This window comes from Sphingomonas sp. CCH10-B3 (assembly GCF_001556185.1).
In the GTDB taxonomy this organism is placed as follows: Bacteria; Pseudomonadota; Alphaproteobacteria; order Sphingomonadales; family Sphingomonadaceae; genus Sphingomonas; species Sphingomonas aquatica.
In genome coordinates, this window is sequence record NZ_LSIJ01000003.1 from 89965 (window position 1) to 110051 (window position 20087).

General features: G+C 63.2%; 18 protein-coding genes. 3 read left to right on the forward strand and 15 right to left on the reverse strand.

Features of this window, described 5'->3' with window-relative positions:
- Nucleotides 1-21 precede the first annotated feature (21 nt).
- A complete protein-coding gene (locus tag AX672_RS01440; RefSeq protein ID WP_066647120.1) occupies nt 22-801 on the forward strand; it encodes a metallophosphoesterase family protein in 780 nt (259 codons plus the stop codon).
- Between the two features lie 186 nt (nt 802-987).
- Entirely contained in the window at nt 988-1245 is a 258-nt protein-coding gene (locus AX672_RS01445) for a hypothetical protein (RefSeq protein ID WP_202189204.1), read from the forward strand.
- A gap of 273 nt (nt 1246-1518) precedes the next feature.
- Here AX672_RS01445 and AX672_RS01450 read toward each other — a convergent pair whose 3' ends face one another.
- From AX672_RS01450 to AX672_RS01470, 5 genes are all read right to left on the reverse strand, one after another.
- Nucleotides 1519-3522, reverse strand: a complete 2004-nt coding sequence (locus tag AX672_RS01450; RefSeq protein ID WP_066647122.1) for an acyltransferase family protein — start codon at nt 3520-3522, stop codon at nt 1519-1521.
- 78 nt (nt 3523-3600) lie between these two features.
- Nucleotides 3601-4773, reverse strand: a complete 1173-nt coding sequence (locus tag AX672_RS01455) for a hypothetical protein (RefSeq protein ID WP_066647125.1) — start codon at nt 4771-4773, stop codon at nt 3601-3603.
- Nucleotides 4770-6965, reverse strand: coding sequence for a GumC family protein (locus AX672_RS01460; RefSeq protein ID WP_066647128.1), 2196 nt, complete (start codon nt 6963-6965; stop codon nt 4770-4772). Before AX672_RS01460 ends, AX672_RS01455 begins: the two co-directional genes overlap by 4 nt.
- Nucleotides 6966-7014: 49 nt before the next feature.
- On the reverse strand, nt 7015-7812 hold the full coding sequence (locus AX672_RS01465) for a polysaccharide biosynthesis/export family protein (protein WP_231731113.1): 798 nt from the start codon (nt 7810-7812) through the stop codon (nt 7015-7017).
- Between the two features lie 102 nt (nt 7813-7914).
- A complete protein-coding gene (locus AX672_RS01470; RefSeq protein WP_082730316.1) occupies nt 7915-9300 on the reverse strand; it encodes an O-antigen ligase family protein in 1386 nt (461 codons plus the stop codon).
- 106 nt (nt 9301-9406) lie between these two features.
- Between AX672_RS01470 and AX672_RS01475 the strand changes: the two genes are divergently transcribed.
- Nucleotides 9407-10858 carry a hypothetical protein gene (locus AX672_RS01475; RefSeq protein ID WP_066647132.1) on the forward strand — a complete coding sequence of 484 codons (1452 nt, stop codon included), beginning with the start codon at nt 9407-9409 and terminating at the stop codon, nt 10856-10858.
- On the opposite strand, the gene AX672_RS01480 is transcribed toward AX672_RS01475, so the two are convergent.
- From AX672_RS01480 to AX672_RS01525, 10 genes are all read right to left on the reverse strand, one after another.
- Nucleotides 10855-11883, reverse strand: coding sequence for a hypothetical protein (locus tag AX672_RS01480; RefSeq protein ID WP_066647134.1), 1029 nt, complete (start codon nt 11881-11883; stop codon nt 10855-10857). The genes AX672_RS01475 and AX672_RS01480 overlap by 4 nt on opposite strands.
- The gene (locus AX672_RS01485; protein ID WP_066647136.1) at nt 11880-12629 is read right to left on the reverse strand and encodes a hypothetical protein; all 750 of its coding nucleotides are present in this window, start codon (nt 12627-12629) and stop codon (nt 11880-11882) included. The genes AX672_RS01480 and AX672_RS01485 overlap by 4 nt, the downstream gene beginning before the upstream one ends.
- Entirely contained in the window at nt 12626-13612 is a 987-nt protein-coding gene (locus AX672_RS01490) for a class I SAM-dependent methyltransferase (RefSeq protein WP_066647141.1), read from the reverse strand. Before AX672_RS01490 ends, AX672_RS01485 begins: the two co-directional genes overlap by 4 nt.
- A complete protein-coding gene (locus tag AX672_RS01495) occupies nt 13609-14598 on the reverse strand; it encodes a glycosyltransferase family 2 protein (RefSeq protein WP_066647147.1) in 990 nt (329 codons plus the stop codon). The genes AX672_RS01490 and AX672_RS01495 overlap by 4 nt, the downstream gene beginning before the upstream one ends.
- Nucleotides 14595-15308 (reverse strand): WecB/TagA/CpsF family glycosyltransferase, encoded by a 714-nt coding sequence (locus AX672_RS01500; RefSeq protein ID WP_066647148.1) that lies wholly within the window; start codon nt 15306-15308, stop codon nt 14595-14597. Before AX672_RS01500 ends, AX672_RS01495 begins: the two co-directional genes overlap by 4 nt.
- A gap of 9 nt (nt 15309-15317) precedes the next feature.
- Nucleotides 15318-16553, reverse strand: a complete 1236-nt coding sequence (locus AX672_RS01505) for a hypothetical protein (protein WP_066647152.1) — start codon at nt 16551-16553, stop codon at nt 15318-15320.
- 3 nt (nt 16554-16556) lie between these two features.
- Entirely contained in the window at nt 16557-17669 is a 1113-nt protein-coding gene (locus AX672_RS01510) for a DegT/DnrJ/EryC1/StrS family aminotransferase (RefSeq protein WP_066647156.1), read from the reverse strand.
- Complete coding sequence (locus AX672_RS01515; RefSeq protein WP_066647159.1) at nt 17666-18085, reverse strand: sugar 3,4-ketoisomerase; 420 nt, start codon at nt 18083-18085, stop codon at nt 17666-17668. The genes AX672_RS01510 and AX672_RS01515 overlap by 4 nt, the downstream gene beginning before the upstream one ends.
- The gene (locus AX672_RS19160; protein WP_066647161.1) at nt 18082-18531 is read right to left on the reverse strand and encodes an acyltransferase; all 450 of its coding nucleotides are present in this window, start codon (nt 18529-18531) and stop codon (nt 18082-18084) included. Before AX672_RS19160 ends, AX672_RS01515 begins: the two co-directional genes overlap by 4 nt.
- A gap of 79 nt (nt 18532-18610) precedes the next feature.
- Nucleotides 18611-19951 (reverse strand): sugar transferase, encoded by a 1341-nt coding sequence (locus tag AX672_RS01525; protein ID WP_066647164.1) that lies wholly within the window; start codon nt 19949-19951, stop codon nt 18611-18613.
- Between the last annotated feature and the right edge of the window lie 136 nt (nt 19952-20087).

Below are 20087 nucleotides of genomic sequence, written 5' to 3' on the forward strand. Positions count from 1 at the left end.
TGTGTGGTCCAAGTCTGAAGCATGTTCAAAAAGCTGCGTAAGGTGATTCGTCCGGAAGCGCGCGCAGCGTCGATCCCCGACGCCATGCGGCTGTATGTGATCGGCGACATTCATGGGCGGCTGGACCTGCTCGATGCCCTGCTCGAGCGAATCGATGCCGACGATGCCGAGCGTCCCCCGCTCGAGCCCCGCTTGATCTTCCTTGGTGACCTGATTGATCGTGGTCCCGATTCGGCGGGCGTCATCGACCGCGCCATGACGATAGCGCGAGTGGCGCCGCAGACGCGGTTCCTGATGGGGAACCATGAAGAGGTGTTTCTGAAAGTGCTGGGCGGCGACCTGGCCGCGCTCAAATTTTTCTGCCGGATCGGCGGGCGCGAGACGATTCTCAGCTATGGCCTGTCTGTCGCCGATTATGACCGGCTGGATTACGAAGCATTGATGGCGGTCGTGCTCGATATCGTTCCGCCTGCGCATCGGCAGTTCCTGATGCAGTTCCATGACATGGTCGAGATCGGCGATTACGTCTTCGTCCATGCCGGGATCCGGCCGGACCGTACGCTGGCGGACCAAAAGCCTGCCGATCTCCGCTGGATCCGCGAGCCGTTTCTCGGCTCGTCGGCACGTCATGAAAAGATCGTCGTCCATGGTCACACGATCACTTCGGAGGTCGAGGTGCGGCCCAACCGGATCGGGATAGATACGGGCGCCTATGTTACTGGGAAGCTGACGGCTCTCGGCTTCGAAGGCGATCGCTGGTGGCCACTGCTCGCAGATGCAACAGAATTGTCACAATGCTAAATTGTCGCAGGCGAATTTTTTTAATGCTTTTTTGCAATCCGTTGGCTAAGGCGCCGTCAGCGAGGGCGAGGTGACTGTTTCGCTCTTGCAGCACATGAACTTTTGCGCTGCGTCCGCGTTTTGAAAGCAGTTGCAAATATCATTTTCTCGTGGCAAAGGGTCCGCGGCTTAAAAAGGGAGCTACCAATGAGCGTCGCAAAAATCCTTCTCACCGTGGCTGCTGCCTCGATGGCAGTTTCGCCTGCTCTGGCAGCTGCAAGCAATCCTGCGTCGAGCCTGTCGCTCGCGCCGGCAGCCAAGTCGCTTCGCGTTGCGTCGACCGTCAGCAAGAAGAGCAAGATCGGCCAGACCGGCGTTATCGCGATTGTCGTGATCGCCGTTGGCGGTGCGATTGGTGGTATCGTTGCTGGCACGACCGGCAGCAACACGGCTACCAGCCGCTGATATCGGTTCAGAACTAGAGAAAATGGCGGCTTCGGCCGCCATTTTTTTTGTGCGTTGCGGATTGGGTTCGGCAGCACAAGCGGTGACGATGCGAGGCGCCACATCACTCGCGTTGGCCGGAGCACGAACGTCCCCCGCCATGTCGACTCAACCCCTGTCGTGTCGAAACGATCAGGCCGTCAGTGCCGATCGGAGCACGGTCACACGATTCGATTTGTAACGAAATGTACGGCGCGAAGGCAGTCGATTGCCAATGGGACAGCGCCTCCACCGCTACCGATCGCCGACCTTCACAGTCGCGGAGCTCTCGCCGAACGCTCGCTCGATCGCCGGCGCTAGCCGTCGGGCACCCTCCAGGCTCAGATGGTCGTCGTCATAATAGAGTGGCACCCCGTCGGCATAAACGATGCACTTGCCATCGGGGCAGAACAGTTCTCGCGGCAGCACCCGGTGCAGATTCCCGCCATAGGGTAGCGCATCGAGCACACTTATCACGGCCCGGTGGCGTTGGTCATAATAGCCGACAGGCCGGGTGAAGCTTGCCGGATCGCCGCCCTTGGCAATGATCCGCGCGAGCGTGGTCGGGATGTTATAGCCCGTCTCCGGGATCGGATAGACGATCACGATCTGCTTGCCGGTCGCCTTCAGCGCCGTGATCGTCCGGGTAATCGCCGCCGCAAGAGCCTGCTCGGCTTCCGGGCTGAAGCGCGGGAGCCATTGCCCCTCGCGCGTCATCAGCGACGGCAGCTGCTCATTGCTCTCCGCCGGACCGAAATCCACTGCCCGGCCCTTTGTGTAAACGCTCCAGCGCGCCGCGACGATGACCCGGGTAATTTCGGGATGGCTTTTCAGAAACGCAAATTTGCGATCGTTCATCGCGATGCATTTGCGATCGGTGCCGATACCGAGCAGCGGCGGGCAGCTGGCATCGACGGCGTAATAGAAACCGGCCCCCGAATCGGCAGCGATCTGCCGGACGGCGCCCGTCAATGCGTCGCCGTGCGAATCACCCCACAACATCCCCGTCGGACGCGCCCGGTCACCGATGAAGCAAGGCGCCGCAGCCGATAGCTCGCGATCAATCCGCCCGGAGCAATCGACCATCCCCGAACCATGCGAATTCTCGGCCAGCAGACTGCGCTGAACCACCGGCGACAGGCGCTGCGGCAAGCCGTGCGAAACGATCAGGACGGCGCTGGCGGCAACGGCTGCCGAAACGATCACTCCCGCGCCGCCGAACAGCGTCGCTGGCCGCGCAAGCAGGGTCTTGCTGCGGAACGGCTGCTCGATGAAACGCCATGACAGATAGGCCAGCACAAAAGCGATCAAGAGCGCCGCAAGCGCCTGTGCCTGCGTCAATTTGTCGATCGTGTAATATTCGAAGAAGACCAGCGCAGGCCAATGCCAGAGGTAAAGCGAATAAGAGATAAGCCCAACGCCGACCAGCGGCGCGGCCGCCAGCACGCGCCCGCCGATCGCGCGCTCGGTCATGTTGGCGTAGATCGACAGCCCGGCCCCCAGCGTCGGCAGCAGCGCAGTAATGCCCGGAAATGGCGTCTGGTCGGTGTAGAAAACGACCGAAATCGCAATCATTACCGGCCCGAGCACGGACAGGATATCGGCAGCGCGCCGGGATCTTAGCGGCGGCACAGCGCCCGTCGCGATCAGCCCGCCGATCATCAACTCCCATGCGCGCATCGGCGCCCAATAAAAGCCGGTGGTGGGGAAGTAGTAGGAACAGAATACAGCCGATGCGAAGGACAGCAGCGCAAGGGCAATCAGCACGCTGTTCAGCCGGTCGCGCCGCCAGCGCGCGATTGCCCACAACAGCGGCGGGAACAGGATATAGAATTGCTCTTCGACCGCCAGCGACCAGGTGTGGAGCAAGGGTTTGGCTGCCGCAGCACCGTCGAAATAGCCCGATTGCCACCAGAACAACATGTTCGACGCCGACAGCGTTGCCGCGATCGCGCTCTTCGCGAAATCGCTGAGATCGCGCGGCATCATCAGAATCGTTGCGGCAACGAAGCAGACCGCAATCATCGCGAACAGCGCGGGGAAAATGCGGCGGATGCGGCGCTCGTAGAAGCGGACCAGCGAAAAGGCGCGCTCATCGACTTCGCGCACGAGGATCGATGTAATCAGATAGCCCGAAATGACGAAGAAAACGTCCACACCGACATAGCCGCCGGAAAATCCCGGCAAGTGCGCGTGAAAGAACAGCACGGGCAGCACGGCAAGCGCGCGCAGGCCATCAATGTCCTTGCGATATTTCATAAGCCCCCGGTTGTCCGCCTGCGACGAAAGGCCAATCCGCTCATCATGATGACCGGCTGCCGATCGTCCCCCTTGCGATCAGTTCTTGGTGATGGCGAGGCGCGTCACCGTCAAGCGCATCGGCACATCGGTGCCGACGTCACCCTCGCCCAAATCGAATGCCAGACTCTGCGCAGTGCAGCCGTTCGCCGGGACCGTGAAGGGCGATTGCGGTGCCTCGCCCGCACCCACTGGCCGCTTCAGCAAAGGTGCGGCGTCGCTCCCCTGGCAACCAAGCGAAACCGTCACCGGGATTGCCCGTTCGGCATTGTCGAACTGGCTGTTGATCGCGAAGGCATAATTGCCCGGCGAAAGGTTCAAGATCCGCTCGGCAACGCGCGCTTGGCCCGAGCGCGCATCGATGGTGAACCCGCCCTGCGCCGTCGGCGTTGCCGAAGCCTCAAAGCGCGACGCGAGTTTCCAGTCGAGCGGCGGATAGGCCCCTACCGCCGCGAGCGACGCGCCGACGGCTGCAGGGGACGGTGACCACGCGCGATAAAGCGTGAAAGCTTCGGGCCACTTACCGACGTCGGCAAGGCGCTGGATATAGTAACGCTTCAGATCCTCGCGCAGCCCCTGCGGCTGGCGCGACAAGCGGATGGCGATGGGCACCAGTGCCTTGTCCGCCTTTGACGACGCGAATGCATATTGCAGGAAGCCCGTCTGCCATGACGGATACTTGACCAGCAGGTCCGACAATGCGGCAGCGATCGGCGGCTCGTTTGCAGCACTCACGAGCGTCGGGAACAGCAGCTTTTCGGATGCACCATCGGTCCGCAGCGCGCGATCGTAATAGACGAGCGCGCCGCGCACATCGCCCTGGGCTACGCGCCGCTCGATCAGCCGCAAATTGGTCAGCAGGTCACGGCGCGAGAAACGCTCGGACAAGTCGATCAACGCGGCCATGCGCGCCGGCGGCGACCCTTCGATTTCACCGACCAGCGAAATGGTGCGGATCGCCTGCGGCGTCACCGGTTCGTAGACCAGCGCACGCGTCGCCATCTCGCGCACGCCGTCGATCTCATCCTCGAGCAGCTTGGCCTGGGCAGCGCGCGACAATGCTTCGCCATTGGCGGGCCAGATCGCGACGGCGGTCTGCGGGACGGTCGCGGTAACGGCGTAGCTCGTCGAGACCAAAATGGTCGGCACCACCAGCAGCACCGTCGCAATCAGCCCGACGATGCGCAGCGACAGCGCGACCGGCAGCGTCACCGTCCGCTCAGCCCGGGGCTATCGATCGCGGGCTGATCGCGCCCGGTCAGCTTCCCCTGACCATATTCGAAGTCATAGCCATAGCCGTAAGACGCCGATTCGCTGCGGTACATTGTGAACATGGTGCCGACGACATTGGCATGCGCCTGCCGCAAGCGATCGACCGCCGCGCGGATCTTGCGCCCCGAAGGCCCGCCCGCGCTGACCACGAACACCACCGCTTCGACCGAGCTCGACAGCAGTGGCGCGTCGGCAAGGCCGAGCACCGGCGGCATGTCGAGGATAACATGGTCATAAAGCTCGAGCAGCTCGTCGATCATCGTCTTGATGCGGCCGTTGCTGAGCAGTTCGGCCGCATTCGGCGGCTGCGGGCCGCTCGAAATCAGCGAAACATTCTCCCAATGGGTCGGGCGGATCATATCCTTCACGCCGGCCTGACCCGACAGGAAATTGCTCGTCCCGATCTTGTTCGGCAAATCGAACACACCGTGCAGCGATGGCGAGCGCATATCGACGTCGACCAGCGCCACGCGCTTGCCGGTCCGCCCGACCATGCGTGCCAGCCCCAGCGAAGACGTCGTCTTGCCTTCGCGCGCGCGGGTCGAGGTGACCATCAGCGATCGCGGCACGCCGTGATCGGTCGAGAAGCGCAGGCTGGTAACAACCGCGAAATAGGCCTCCGACATGATCGACTTGTTGTCGTCCATCGACCCCAGCGGATCTTCGTCGCGCAAGAGCGGGATGGCCCCCAGCATCGGGATATCGAGCAGGTTGATCAGATCCGACGGCTCGGCCACCCCTTCGTCGACTTGTTCAAGCGCAAAGGTAACCACGCCTGCCACAATGGCGCCGAGGAAGACAGCGACCAGAATGTTGAGCGCGAGATTGGGGCTGGAAGGCGCCCGCGGCGTGCGAGCTTCGTCGATCACCGCGACATTGTTGGTGCCGACGCCGGCGACGCCGATCTGCTTGTAGCGCTGGAGCAACGCGTCATAGAGTTCGCGGTTGGTATCGACTTCGCGCTGGTAGATGTTCGCCTGGATGTTGCTGCGGCGCTGGTTGTTCACTTCCGCCTGCAAGCTGTTGACGATTCCGCGCAGTTCGGCTTCGCGGGCAACCGCCTGCGCATAGTCGCGCGACGTACCCTGCGACCCGCGCGCGCGTTCGGCCGCAATATCGGCATCGAGCGACTTGAGCTGCTGCGCCAGTGCCTTGGCGGGCGGATAGCCGGGTTCGAACTGCGCGAGCATCTTGGCATAATCGGCGGCGACCTCGGCGCGGCGCTGGCGGAGCGCCGCGATCACCGGGCTGTTCTGCGTGCTGCCGACATCGGCGCCACCGCCGATCGTCTTGCTCTGCATTTCAACGCGATAGGCGGTTGCCTCAGACAGGGCGCGGGTGGCTGCTTCAAGCCTTTCGGCGATCAGCGTGCGCACCGAAGAGGTTCGGCCTTGTGCATCGATCGTGGAACTGAGCGTCACGATATTGGCCTGCGTCGTGTAATTGACGAGGTCACGCTCGGACTGTTCGAGCTTGCGGCGCAACTGGTCGAGCCGGGTTTCGAGGAAGGTGCGCGAATCGGCGGCCGTCGCAAACTGGCGATCAAGCGCTGCCTGCGTATATTGACCGACCCAGGCATTGGCGATGCGCGCCGACAGCGCCGGATTGGGCGAGCGGAAACGGACATCGACCAGGCTTGAATCGCGCACCGGCGCAATCGTGATTCCGCCGAGCAAGCTGCTGACGACCTGATCGAAGCGCGCCGCACGATCGACCGGGGTCGGGGCGTTGGTCGCGTTGGCCCCGCCGATCTTGAATGCCGCCACAAAGGCCGGATCCTCGGCCAGGTTCTGCGAACGCGCGACCCGCTCGGCAATGCTGCGGGCACGCAGCAACGCATATTGCGTCTGGTAATAGGTAAGGTCGGTCAGTCGATCGGATTGCTGCGGGCGGTTATCGACCTCCGCCACATTCTGCTTGGACTTGGAGATTTCGATGCGAGCAGTTGCATCATATTTTGGCTCCATCGTCAGCGTGACGATCGCGCCGAGCGCCAGCGCCCCCAGCAAGATCGGCAGAATGACGAACTTGCGGCGACGAATGATCAACCACCAGCGCACCAGCACCGGCAGCGTCACCACTTCGGCGCCGGGGCGCGCGACGATCGTCGGCGGGATCGTCGCCAGCGACATTGACCCGTCTGGAACCCGTTGCAGCATAATCGAAAAACCTATCCGTTGTTTACCGCAGCAGGACAATGATCGGCGTCAAAAGTGCCGGAGCAGCTTGCAGGACATCCTTGAAGATGCGCCGCGACTTTGAATCGCCCACGACGATCACGTCGCCGGGAAAGATGTCGGGATCGGCATAATTGCCCCGACGGACCGAATTGAGATCATAGATACCGGCGTAGCGCTGGCCGCCGACCGTGCGAAAGATCACCACATCGCTCAGCTTGGCGAATTCTCCCGTGCCCTTGGCCGTCGCCACCGCGCGCAACAGCGTCATCCGGCCCACCAGCGGATAAAGGCCGGGCTCGCGCACTTCGCCTTCGATGGCGAATTGCTGGCTGATCGTTTCTTCCAGGTTCACGGTTACCTGCGGATCGCGCACATAACGGTCACGCAGCTTGCCTTCGATAATCCGCGCCAATTCGATCGGCGTCTTGCCTGCCGCCTCGATTTCGCCGGCAAGCGGGAAGGAAATGCGGCCGCTGGCATCGGTCTGGATCTTCAGATTGAGGTCCTGAATGCCGAACACCGAAATTTGCAGCTTGTCGAAAGGCCCGATCAGATAGGGCCGCTGGGCCGACGACAGGTCCTGAACCGTCGGTTCGGGGAGCACCGCCGATCGTGCGACCTTCACGCCCGGGTCGGCACCGAAGGTCGTCGGGCCGCCGCAGCCGCTCAACAGCGCCATCGCCAAAAGCAATGCGGCTGCGAACACCAGCGTGGCAAGCGACTTTGCAGTCATCTCGCCGAGTCCGGGCCCGTCACCAAAGGTCGCGCGCAGCCGCGTGTAAGTCTTTGCAAAAGCCATAATTTTTGAACGCCAATCGCCTTTGGTTCATTGCAAGCGTCGTCGAGCAACGGGCTGACGCACGTCCTTAGGGGATTCGCCGCAACAGGCAAACCCTCAATTTTATTCCTGGCGCGGCACGCTCTGGCGAGATGATGGCACAGCGATCCAGCAGGTGACAATCGCGAAAATCAGCGCCACCAACGGGGTCCGCAATGGATAGTCGCTAAGGCTCGCAAGCAGGATGATCAGCGACACCGCGGTCCCTGCCCGCCCCAGCGTCACGCCTTCGGCCGTTGCCGGCTGGCGCCACAGCGCAACGGCACGCATTCCCCACCAGATCAGCGCCGCGCCCGCCAGCAGCACCGCGACAAGGCCGCCGTCGCTCAACAACTCGAGCGCGTCATTATGGGCGTGATTGAGCCACGTCCGGTTGAGCTGCGAATCGGGCTCAATGATCCGATAGACGGCCGCGAAAGAGCCAAAGCCGCTGCCGAACGGGAAATAGGACATTGCCATCTGCCAAAGCGGCGCGACCAGCTCGACACGCTGTTCGGCCTGGACATCGGTCGCGAACAGCCGCGCAAGCGACTGCGCCCGGTTGAGATGGACGAACCAGGCGGTCAGCGCCGCGCCGATGACGGCGCCTGCTGCGACCACCATCTGCGCCGCGCGCACGCGGAGCCGTCGCCGCAGCACCGGCCAGCCGACGGCCACGGCAAGCACCCCGCCGAGGGGCAGCAGCAACAGTCCAGACCGCGATCCGGTTACCAGCAGCAGCGGCACCACCGCCAATCCGAGAATCGTCGCGCCAATCGACGCCAGCCAGCCCAGGTCTGCGCGCCACGCCTCCAGCTCGGCGGCCAGCGCGGCGAACAGCGGCAGCAGGCAGACCAGTACGGCGGCCTGGTGGTTGCGGTTCGAAAATAGCCCGACCGCCGAGCCCGGATCTGCCGGCTGGTACAAATAAAAGCGGCCGCCCGACGCATCGACGAACTGCAACATGCCGAGCATCGCGCTGCCCAGACCAAGCGCGATCAGCGCCACCAGCAGCGGCAATTGCCGACGCGGGCCCAGCCAAACTGTCGCGATCGCGGCAGCAAGCGGCACCATACAGGCGATCAGGCTGTTCCAGGTCGCCATGGGGGTAAGTGTCAGCGGCCGCCATGGCTGCGCGAAACCGACCTGCGTCGCCACTGCAGCAATCAGGCTGCGTCCCGGCAGACCGGTCCAGATCGCGGGCGGCAGGGGCATCAGTTGCAGCGCGATCAGCGCCGCAAGCGCAGCGAACAACAGTATCGGCACCGTCGGACGACGCCACAGCGCGCCCGGCATCAGCACCAGCGCCACGGCAATCACGATCAAGGCGGCCACTCGCACGATCACCACCAGCGGCGCGTCCGCAAAGGCAGCACCACCCCCGATTGCCGCCGCCAGCAACAGCATCACAATCAAACCGAATGGCAGCCAATCCGTCCAGCGGCGACCGCGTCCCCTGCTCCTGTCCATCGCCACGCTGTCCAGAACCTCCTATAGCGCCGCGGTCCGCAGCATCGGCATTGCGTTTCGCTTTACCGAGGTGGCGACGATTGTGAATAGGGACCGGCACAGGGCCATGAGCATTTTCGATATCGGGCGCAGGCGCACCATTGCCACGATCCTGGGCGCACCGCTGGCACTCGGCAGTGCCTCGATCAAAGGCAACGCCAGCGTGATCACGCCGCGCGATCCCGGCGCGGGCCCCGCCAGCGGCCGCGTATCGGTGCTCGATTTCATCCCGGCCAACCTGCACCGCGCGATCCGCGCCGGGCGGGCGCGCGACGATCTGACCGCCTGTTTCCAACGCGCGGTGGCTGCTGCCAACGGCGATGCGATGCCGGGTGCGGCGATCGGCGGCACGGTGTTCGTGCCCAACGGCACTTACTACATCGACCGCGTTGGCATCCGCGACACGGTGTTCGAAGGCGAAAGCACCAACGGCACCATCCTGCGCGCGGCCGGCCCCGGTCAGCCGGGCGACTTCATGCTCGATGCGATGCTCGATCGCGACGGCATCACACGCAACACCTATGGCGGCGGCTGGGCAACCAATTTGACGATTGATGCCACCCGATCGGGCAAATCATGCCTGCGCACCTATGGCGGTGGCGCCCGCGCAACGCGGCTGCGGCTGATCGGCGGCGCGGTGGGTTTGTCGGCGGGCCTGCCGATTTGGGCGGTGTTCGAAAACATCCACGCGATCAAATGCGGGATCGGCTTCGAAACCTTCGCCGAAAAGCCCGGCGATTCGGGCACATCGACCAGCTTTCGCAACTGCTGGGCAGAGGGTGCAACGCGGTTCGGATTTCATCTGAGCCAGCTCGGCTATTCGAGTTTGATCAATTGCGCGGCGCAGGAAAGCGGGATCACCAACTTCTTCGTCGAAGGCGACCGGAATGGCACGCCCGCCGTTTATTCGCTGCAATTCATCGGCTGCGGCAGCGAAGGCCGCGGACGGCCCTTTCATTTTCGCCGCTGCCGCGATCTTTCGGTGATCGGCCCGCGCGTTATCGGGCCCGACAACAAGACCGATTATCTGCTGATGGACGACAGCGCGGGGTCGATCCGCGATTATTCGACGCCGGGTCCACCTCCCAAAGGCCGTCTGCACATCGCGGTCAGCAATCACGGGACCGGGCCGGGATCGATCCTGCTCGACGATTCGATCGTCACGATGGCGCCGGAAAGCGCGGCTGCCTTCACGGTCATCGGCGGCGCGGCCAATGGCATCCCCGGCGTCCACAGCGTGCGCACGCGCTGGCTGGCGGGCACGCGCTCAGCCGATGCGATGATCGAGTCGCGGCGCGGGGCGGATTTTCTGACGCTGTCGAGCGGCGGTCGACCGATGGCGGCATTCGGGCTGGACGGCGGCACGATCCTGAGCGGCGGCCGCATCGGCGATCCGGCGCAGATGCTGCAGCCGGGCGACTATGCGATCGAAATCGTCGATGGCGGCGCGGTGCTGCACCTGAAGGATCGGAATGGTGTCGTCCGCCGCCTGCCGCTGGGGGGAACGCCGCGCGCTTAGGCGGGCGCCAGATTGTTCACCGTCGCCTTGCGGTTGAACCAGGCATAGAGCGGCACCGGCAATACGAACGCAGCGTAAAGCAGCAGCAGCAGGCGCTGCGGCATGAATTCAGTCCCAACCCACAGCGCAACCAGCGGCAAGGCGGTCGCGATCAGATTGAAGGTAAAGCCCTGCCACCGCTGCATCCGCGACAACAGATGCGTCACGCCGAGCCACAGCGCGCCGCGAAAACCCTCGGCGACGATGATCGCCAGCGCCGAGCCGATCAGGCCGACGCCAAGGATTGCGACCAGCACGGCGCCGATCGCGCTCGCGCCCCACAGTACCAGCGACCATTGGCGCAATGCTTTCGACTGCCGCATCACCGTTGCCGTCCACAGCGCCGCGCCCACGCCGTTAACGATCAGGCCGAAGGTTTCCACGTGCGCGCGATCGACCAACTCGCGCGCATCGAAGACGTCGCGCAGCGCAATCAGCACCACCGGCGCAATACAGATCGACGGCAATTGCAGGACAACGGTGTCGATTTCTACACGCGCGTCACCCGGCTCGGCAGGGCGGCGCAGCAGCAGCACCGTGAAACCGGCAACGCCGATCCCCGCCACTACCAGACCGATCGGATGAAGCGCCAGCAGCAGCAGAAGCACTGGCCCGAGCAAATCCCAGATCGCCGAGCGAATCTGGCCGCGTTCGCTGCGAACCACCAACATCATCAGCTGGCACGCATAAAAAACGATCATCAACGCAACCAGATACGGCGTCAGCTTCAGATCGGGCGAATAGAGCGCGAGCACGACCAGCGACAAAAGCGGCGTCAGATAGAGGTAAAGCGCCTTGGGCCGAAACTGCCCGCCGGTCGAAATCTCGCCGCGGCGCAATTCGAGCAGCATGAAGATCGAAAAGGTGCCGATATAGCCGCTGCGTGCCAGCGAGATGAACTGCGGCGGCAGCCCCAGTCTGCCTGCAAGCTGCACCAGCACCAACCACAGGCCGCCCGACAGGATCAGCCAGAATAGCGCCTTCATCGCGCTTCCTTGTAGAACCGCTTCGCAACCGCATAGGCCAGGCTGCCGATGACATGCCGCGGACGCATCGACAGAAGCTCGGCAGGCACTGCATCGAACAGATGGTGCTCGACGAAAATGCGCTTGTCGCGGGTTACCAGCGCGGCTTCGCTCCAGCGGCCGGGCTGCGAATTCTTCCACCGGTCGAGCCGGGCTTGCGTCTCGGCATCGAACAGCGGCTCGCCACCGGCAATGCGCCGCTCACACAACGCGATTGCGGCCGCGAGCGACTGGGCGAACACGCCAAGCTGGTCCGGTGGGAGCAGCACCAGTCGGCTGTTCGGGCGGCGCGAGAAATAAGGTCGCGAGAACGGGAAGAAATTGTCGAGAAAGCCCGCGATGCGTCCCGCCTTCGCATCGGCGATCATGGCCGCCAGAATCGGCGCCGATGCCCGCGTGATGTTCCAGTTGCGGCCGAAGCTGTCGTTGAGCAGCGTCACGATGCCGCCCCCCTGCGGGCCGAGCGCTTCCAGACCTTCGAGCCAGCCTGAAAACTCATAAAAACGGTTGGAACCGCGCACGCAGCGCATCCGCCCTTCGACGGGCGACGCATCGGCGATCGCCCCTCCATTGTCGACGATCAGAACATGCGCGTAGCGAAGCCCGATCGCCGCTTCGAATTGCGCCACCAGCGCGTCGACTTCGGCGTAACTCTTCAGATAATAGGTCACCAGTACCAGCTGGTTGCCCTGCACGGTGACGGTCATTGCGCGGCGCCGCCCGCTCGCTTGCGGCCAATCAGGATGATCTCGTCGCCAATCTCGTTACCGCGTGCAATCTCGCGCTGCTGGCGTCGGAAGGCGGCCTCGGTCCGCATCAGCTTGGCGACCAGCGATTGCGGCGGCAGCGGCCGACCCGCCGCGCCCGCGCTGACCATGTCCATCCACGCTGCACTGCGCGCCGAACTGCGCGCGACGACAATGTCGAAGCCTGCCGCGTGGACCAGATCGGCTAGGGCAGCGACGGTGAAGATCTGGAGGTGGCGTGGCGCCTCGAAGCCACGCCAATGCTTGCCCCATTTGACACGCATCGCACTCGCAATGTTCGGTGTCAGGATCACCAGCTCGCCGCCTGCGCGAAGCACGCGCCCAGCCTCCGCAAGCGCACGGCGCGGATCGCCGACATGCTCGATAACATGGTGCATGATCGCGGCATCAGCCGAATTGTCGGCGAGCGGCAGCACTTCGGCGGGCCCTTCCACCAAATTTCGCCCCGCGGCTTGCCCGCGCGCCACCGCGACCGGGTCGAGCTCGACACCGATCGCCTGCCCCCAGCCGCGCTCACGCAGCAGATCAAGCCGCGCGCCATCGCCTGCACCGATATCGACCGCGGTTCCATTGGGCTTTGCAGACAACAAGCCATCTTCCCATCCCGCCGTCTCAGCTACCCAGCCGAGCAGCGGCAGCCCTGGTGCCGCCGTTCGCCGCGGCGCTCGCAAGCCAAGCGCGAGCGCACTGAGCCGCCTCACAGCGGAACCGCCCGACCCGCCCTGATCGTCATGGGTATAATAATGCCCATAGGCTGCGCTCAGCGTCGCGTCGTCGGGACGCGGCACCGGATAGGCTGTCCCGCAAGTCGGATTGGTGCAGGCGGCATAGTCCCAGGCGCCGGGCGAGCCGAAGAAATAATCCTCGACTTGGGCTTCGAGAACGGCGCCGGGCGCGCCGCAGATCGGACAGGGCGGCATCATCCGAACATCGACCTGACTTTGAGCGCCAGCGCGCGATTCTTGGGATCGGCAAGCGTCGCAAGCGGCGCCGCAAGCATCGCCATGCCGGTCGCGCGAAGCCGGGCGCCCTTGGCGGCGACGAGTTGCCGCAGTTCGGCCGACCGTGCCCGGTCGCCCCGCTGCCGTGCCTTCAGGGCCTCGACCGTCAGATAATAAAGTTCACGCCGCCGGATCGCCTTGGCATATCTGGGATAGCGCGCCAGCAGGATCGCCATCACCATCAGATTTTCCTCGAGCATCAGCCGCTGGGTGGTTTCACTCCGCCCGATGCTGCCTTCATGCTTGCGATAGCGAACATAGCTGCCCGCCATCCGCACATAGGGACCACCGCGCGCGATCGTTTCGAAGTCGAACAGATAGTCGTTGTGGAAGCGCAGCCGCGCATCGAACGCCTCCGGCATCGCCGCGCGCCGCACCAAGAGCGTCGATGGCAGCATCTGATAGCGCGGATCGAGCATCTTCACGGCATCGACGGCATCGACCGAAAAAGCCTTACCCCCATAAAGGGTTGAAAAGGCGCCCAGCACCTTGCCCGATGGCCATTCGAACACTTCGGCATCGTGGAAGCATCCCGACGCTTCGGGATGAGCGTTCAGTACCGGCACTTGCGCGGCAATCTTGCCCGCCAGCATGACATCGTCACCGCCGAGCCAGGCGATATACTCGCCGGTTGCGGCATTCTTGGCAGCAGTGAAATTCGCCGCCAGACCCCGGTTTTCGGGCGCGAGCACCGGCTTGATCAATGCCGGATATCGTGCCTGCCAGCCCCGGATGCGGTCTTGTGTATCATCGGGCGAGCCGTCATCGGCGACGATGATTTCGAGGTTAGGATAATCCTGCGCCTGCAGCACGCAGCTCGCGAGCGTCTCGTCGACATAATCGGCGTGGCGATACGTCACGACGACGATGCTGACGAGTGGGGTGGCCGAGGTTACTGGTACGGTCATCGCCCGGTCCCCAACAGCGCTTCCAGCCGCGACGGGCGCAGCAGCAGGTCAAAGAAATTGGCGTAGCTCAGCACCAGCCGCTCGACGCGCTTGCCGTTGGGCTCCAGCGCCAGCCGCCAGACGCCTTCAAGCCCCAGCCGCTGCAGCCATTGCGGCGAGCGCGGCAGCCGGTCGGCGATCATTTCGAAACTGCCACCGATGCAGAAGATCGGCGCATCGCTGATCAGTTCGGCCAGCCCGCGGGCCAGAAATTCCTGTTTCGGCACGCCCAACGCGATCGCGATACCGTCCCACTGACGGCCATGTGCCTCGACCAGCGTCGCAGCAACCGCGGCGCCCCCGGCAATATCGAGCGGCGGGATGCGGCGATCATCCTGCACGATTTCCAGTGCCGGAAATTTGCGACGAATGATCGCCATCGTCTCGGCATCCGATCCGATCACGAGCAGCCGCTTGCCTGCCCCCGCCGCGAGCCAGGCATCGAGCATGCGATTGCCCGCCACCAGCTCGACCGGACCCTCGGCACGCGACGCGAGCAGCTTGTGCGCGCCATGGCCGTCAACACACAGATGCGCATGCCGCGAGGCAAAGATGCAGTCGCGTAGCTCGGGCACTCGCCGACATTCGTACAGATGCTGCATATTGACAGTGACAAGATACCCCGAGCGCAGCGCGAGGCAGCCGTCGAGGCCGAGGAAATTCAGGCGCATCGCGACCCCCTAGTTGCGAACGACGGCGGCGGACACTGGTGCTACGGCTCGCGCGGTGCCCACCACACCTGCGACAGCAGCCATCGCGCCGAGCACCAGCCCACCGTTCATGCTGCCGTAATCAAGAATAGGCACGATCCCCAGATAAAACAGAACCGCAGCAGCAAAAAAGAAATTCCCTGGAATTGCGACCGTTTTGACCAAGAAACTGGCCCAAAAACTCAGCAAACCCAGCGCCATGATCAGCCCGACAAGTCCATAGTGATAGACCAGCACGAGCAGCCCATAGTCAGACACGAGGAATGTCGAATCGGTCGATAGCTGCGAATTCTGGATCGACTGTGAAATCAGCCCCGCGCCAAACGGAAAGGCTGCACGGATGTAATAAAAAGCCAGATAATAATCGCGGCCTGCCACCTCGCCGCCGCGAAGGTTCTGGAAATACAAAAGCCCGACAAGGCTGGCGATCGCGCCGCCGATGATGACCGCCCGCAACGTCGGATAGCGGATGTACAGCCATTGCGACAGCACTGCGCTCGAGAAAATCGCTTCGATCCGGCTCGTCGTAAACAGGAAGATGTGTAGCAAAATCAGCAGAAAAGCACCGGCATCGGAAAAATCAGGCGCTTTGCCGTTGCGGTTGTTGATGACCATCTTGATCCAGATGAACGTCAACGGTGCCAGTACCGACAGCACGTAACGGTCGCCGCTGCGCTGTGCGAGCAGCAACTGGCCGCTGGTGACGAATAGCAGGTACACGACCATGTCGCAGAGTATGACCGCTGCCAGATAGGCCAGGATCATACGATTGAGCATCCGTATGTCGGCCCGTCGATAAAAGGCGTAACCGATCGGCGCGATCATGATCATGATCCCGAAGCGTCCCTCCTGGAAGGATTCGCCGATCCCGACGCCATATTGCAGATTGGCGATCAGCCATCCGTAGAAGAACCGCAGGATGACAAAGGCCACCCCGAACGCGAACCAGCGGCCGATCGCGACGCTGCGGTCGCGCAACTGGTACATCGCGAACAGCACGCCGAACTCGGCAATCGTGATGCCAACCTTGACGAACGCATAATCATCGATGCCCGGAAAGCGCGAAATCGATGCGCTGCAGATCAGCAAGGCAACGAGAGTAGGGCCGAGCAGTTTCGCCCGCTGCGGCACGCCGACCGGGATAGCCATCGCCGCCGGCATCGGATCGATCCGGGCGATCTCGCGCTGATGACCGATCGACGCCATTGGTCAGGCGGCTTCCGCGACCCGCAGCACGTCGCTTATGGTCGCAACGACATAGTCGGCCTGCGCGCGCGAGACATGCGGACCGAACGGCAGGCTGAACACGTCGCGCGCCATCTCGCTGGCGATAGGCAGCGGCATTTCGGCCATTGGCGTGCCCGCATAGGCTCCCTGCTCGTGCGGCGGGATCGGATAATGGATCAGGCAATGCACGCCGCGCTCGGCCAGCGCTTGCATCATCCGGTCGCGCTGCGGATGACGCACGACGAACAGGTGCCACGCGCTTTCGATGCCCGTTTCGCCATGCGGCAGCACCAATTCGGACCCGGCCAGCGCATTGAGGTAAAAATCGGCCAATTCGCTGCGCCGCGCATTCCACGCGTCGAGATGGCCAAGCTTCACAGCGAGAACGGCCGCCTGAATCGGGTCGAGCCGACTGTTATAGCCGACGATCTCGTGAACATATTTGCGGTTCGACCCATAGTTGCGCAGCATCCGCAGCCGCTGCGCCAACGCATCGTCGTCGGTCGTCACCGCGCCGCCATCGCCAAGTGCACCGAGGTTCTTGCCCGGATAGAAGCTCCACGCCGCCGTGCCCTGCGCGCCGATCCGGCGCCCGTGATAGCGCGCGCCGTGCGCCTGTGCGGCGTCTTCGATCACCGCGAGTCCGTGGCGTGCCGCGATGGCGTAGATCGGATCGAGATCGGCCGGGCGGCCATAAAGGTGGACCGGCATCAGCGCGCGCGTGCGATCGGTGATCTGTGCTTCGATCAGCGCGGGGTCGATATTGTAACTCGACACAATCGGCTCGACCGGCACCGGCACTGCACCGACCTGGCTGACGGCGAGATTGGTGGCGATAAAGGTGTTCGAGGGCACGATCACTTCGTCACCGGGGCCGATGCCATGCGCGAGCAGGATCAGCTTCAGCGCATCCAGGCCGTTGGCAACACCAATGCAGTGCCGCGCGCCGCAATATTGCGCATAGGCTGCTTCGAACGCTTCGACTTCAGGGCCGCCGATATAATAGCCCGAGTCCACGACCCGCGCGACCGCAGCGTGGATTTCGTCGTGGAGTTCGGCCGTCGCTGCGGCAAGATCGAGAAACGGCACATTCATTGCTGCTTGCCCCTGTCGGCGACATAATCGTCATAGTCGCGATAGTAATCGTCTTCGGTATAGTGATGCGACGCCAGCACCATACACACCGACCCTGACGAGAAGTTGTTGAGTTCACGCCAGATCATTGGGCAGATCAACAGCCCTTGGTACGACCGGTTGAGATGGAACTGGCGCGTTTCGGTGGCGTCGTTCAGGATCACGTCGAAGCTGCCCGACATCGCAATGATGAGCTGGTTGAGCTCCTTGTGCGCATGGCCGCCGCGTTCGGCCCCGCCCGGCACATCGTACAGATAATAGACACGACGGATGTCGAACGGCACATGGCCGCCGCTTTCGATGAAGGTCAGGTTGCCGCGCGGATCGGTAATCCGGGGCAGATCCACGATCTTGCAGCGGTCGAGCAGCGGCGTCACGTCGGCCTCGCGGGGTTGCCGACCACCGTCACGCCGGGGGCGACGTCTCGCGTCACGACCGCGCCTGCACCGACCAGCGCGCCAGCGCCGATCCGCACGCCGGCCAGAATAACGGCGCCCGCGCCGATGCTGCAGCCGGGCTCCAGCACGGTCCGCTGCAGATCAAAGGTGCGATTGCCCGAGCGCGGATGCCGATCATTGGTGAACGTCGCATTGGGGCCGATGAACACATCATCGCCCACTTCCAGACCGTCCCATAATTGGACACCCGATTTGATCGTCACACGGTCCCCGACCACAACGTCATTCTCGATGAAACAGTGCGAGCAAATATTACAGTCGGCGCCGATCTTCGCACCGGGCAGGACGATGACAAACTGCCAGATTCGCGTGCCCGATCCAATCGCTTCGGACCGGACAATCGCCGTCTCATCAACATACGCCACTGACACGTTTCTCCGGGACCTGATTACGACGTGCGACGAGCGCATAGCGGCAAAGCCGGAGCCCCGCTAGGCAGCAGTGTCACTTCGCGCCCTTGCCCGTGACGACGATCCGGGCCGTGAGCAGCACGATGAGCACGTCGAGCCAGAAGGAGAAATTCTTCACGTAGAAAAAGTCGTAATAGAGCTTGTCGCGGACTTCGTTGACGTCGGCGACGTGCCCCTGCCGCACCTGCGCCCAACCAGTGATGCCGGGCAGGACGATGTGGCGATAATGATAGAAAGCGAGTTCGGCTTCATACCACAGCGCCAGCTGCCAGGCTTCGGGGCGCGGGCCGATCCAGCTCATTTCGCCAGCCAGAATGTTGAGCACCTGCGGCAGCTCGTCGATGCGCGTGCGGCGCAGGAAGCCGCCGACCCGGGTGATGCGCTTATCCTTCACCTGCGTGATCGCCTGCTGGCGGGCGGCCATGTCGACCTTGCCCTCCGGGCACTGGCTCTGCTCGGGCTGGTGGATCATCGTGCGGAACTTGAACACGCGGAACACACGGCCACGGAAACCGACCCGGCGCTGACGGAAGAAGACCGGCCCCTCGCTGTCGAGCTTGATCGCGATGGCAACCACCAGAAACAGCGGCGCCAGCACGATCACGGCGGCAACCGCGCCGACCCAATCGATCACGCGCTTGATCTTGAAATAAGTCCGGTTCGGGTTGAGCGAGCCAAGCGTGTTTTCCGAAAGATGCTCGATTTCGCTGCGGCCGGACAATTGCTCGACCGCCTGCTTCACATCATAGACCGGCACGCCGCACATCGCGCTGTCGGCGATCATGCGGTTCCAGCCGTCATCGAGGTCGCTGCGCAGATCGGCGACCAGTCCGTCCCATTTTGTCGACGGCGTCATCGGCTGTTCGAGCTTGATCCACTCGACGTTCGGCAGCGACATAATCATGCCGGCCTCGCCCCCGGGGATCACCGCAAAGCGATACAGCCGCGACCTGTGTGCAAGCGCGGTGATGACGGTGAACGTCGCTGCGGTCGCGATGAAATTGATCGCGAACGGCAAGCGGCTGTAATCGAGCCGCAGACAGAAGAACCACAGCACGATCATGGCAAAAGATGCTGCGAACGACGGAATGACGTGCCCAACCGACGAGATGCCCGGAAACGCCGCCAGACGACGCTGCACCAGATAACCGAGGATCAGCGCCGCGAACGACCCGAGAAAGCTGTTCTGCTCGGTCGCAACCGTCAGCGGTTCAAGGCCGGTCAGGATGTAGCGGACGCCGGTCGGAATCAGCAGCGCGAACAGGATACCGATCGACAGCTGCACGCGGTTGCGATCGAAATGCGCCCCGAACCCGATCGATTCCTTTGCGGGCGTCTCGCTATCCTCGGGGGTCGCGATTGATTTTACCAGCATGGTTAATCTCCACATCCGATCGTTTCGGACCGACGATTGCGCCAACAACTTGGCCTAATTCGCGAAAGCTTGTTCAAACCGGCGAGCACCGCCTCGCCCGAGCACTGTGATTTATGGCGTAAGTTTCGACCGTCAT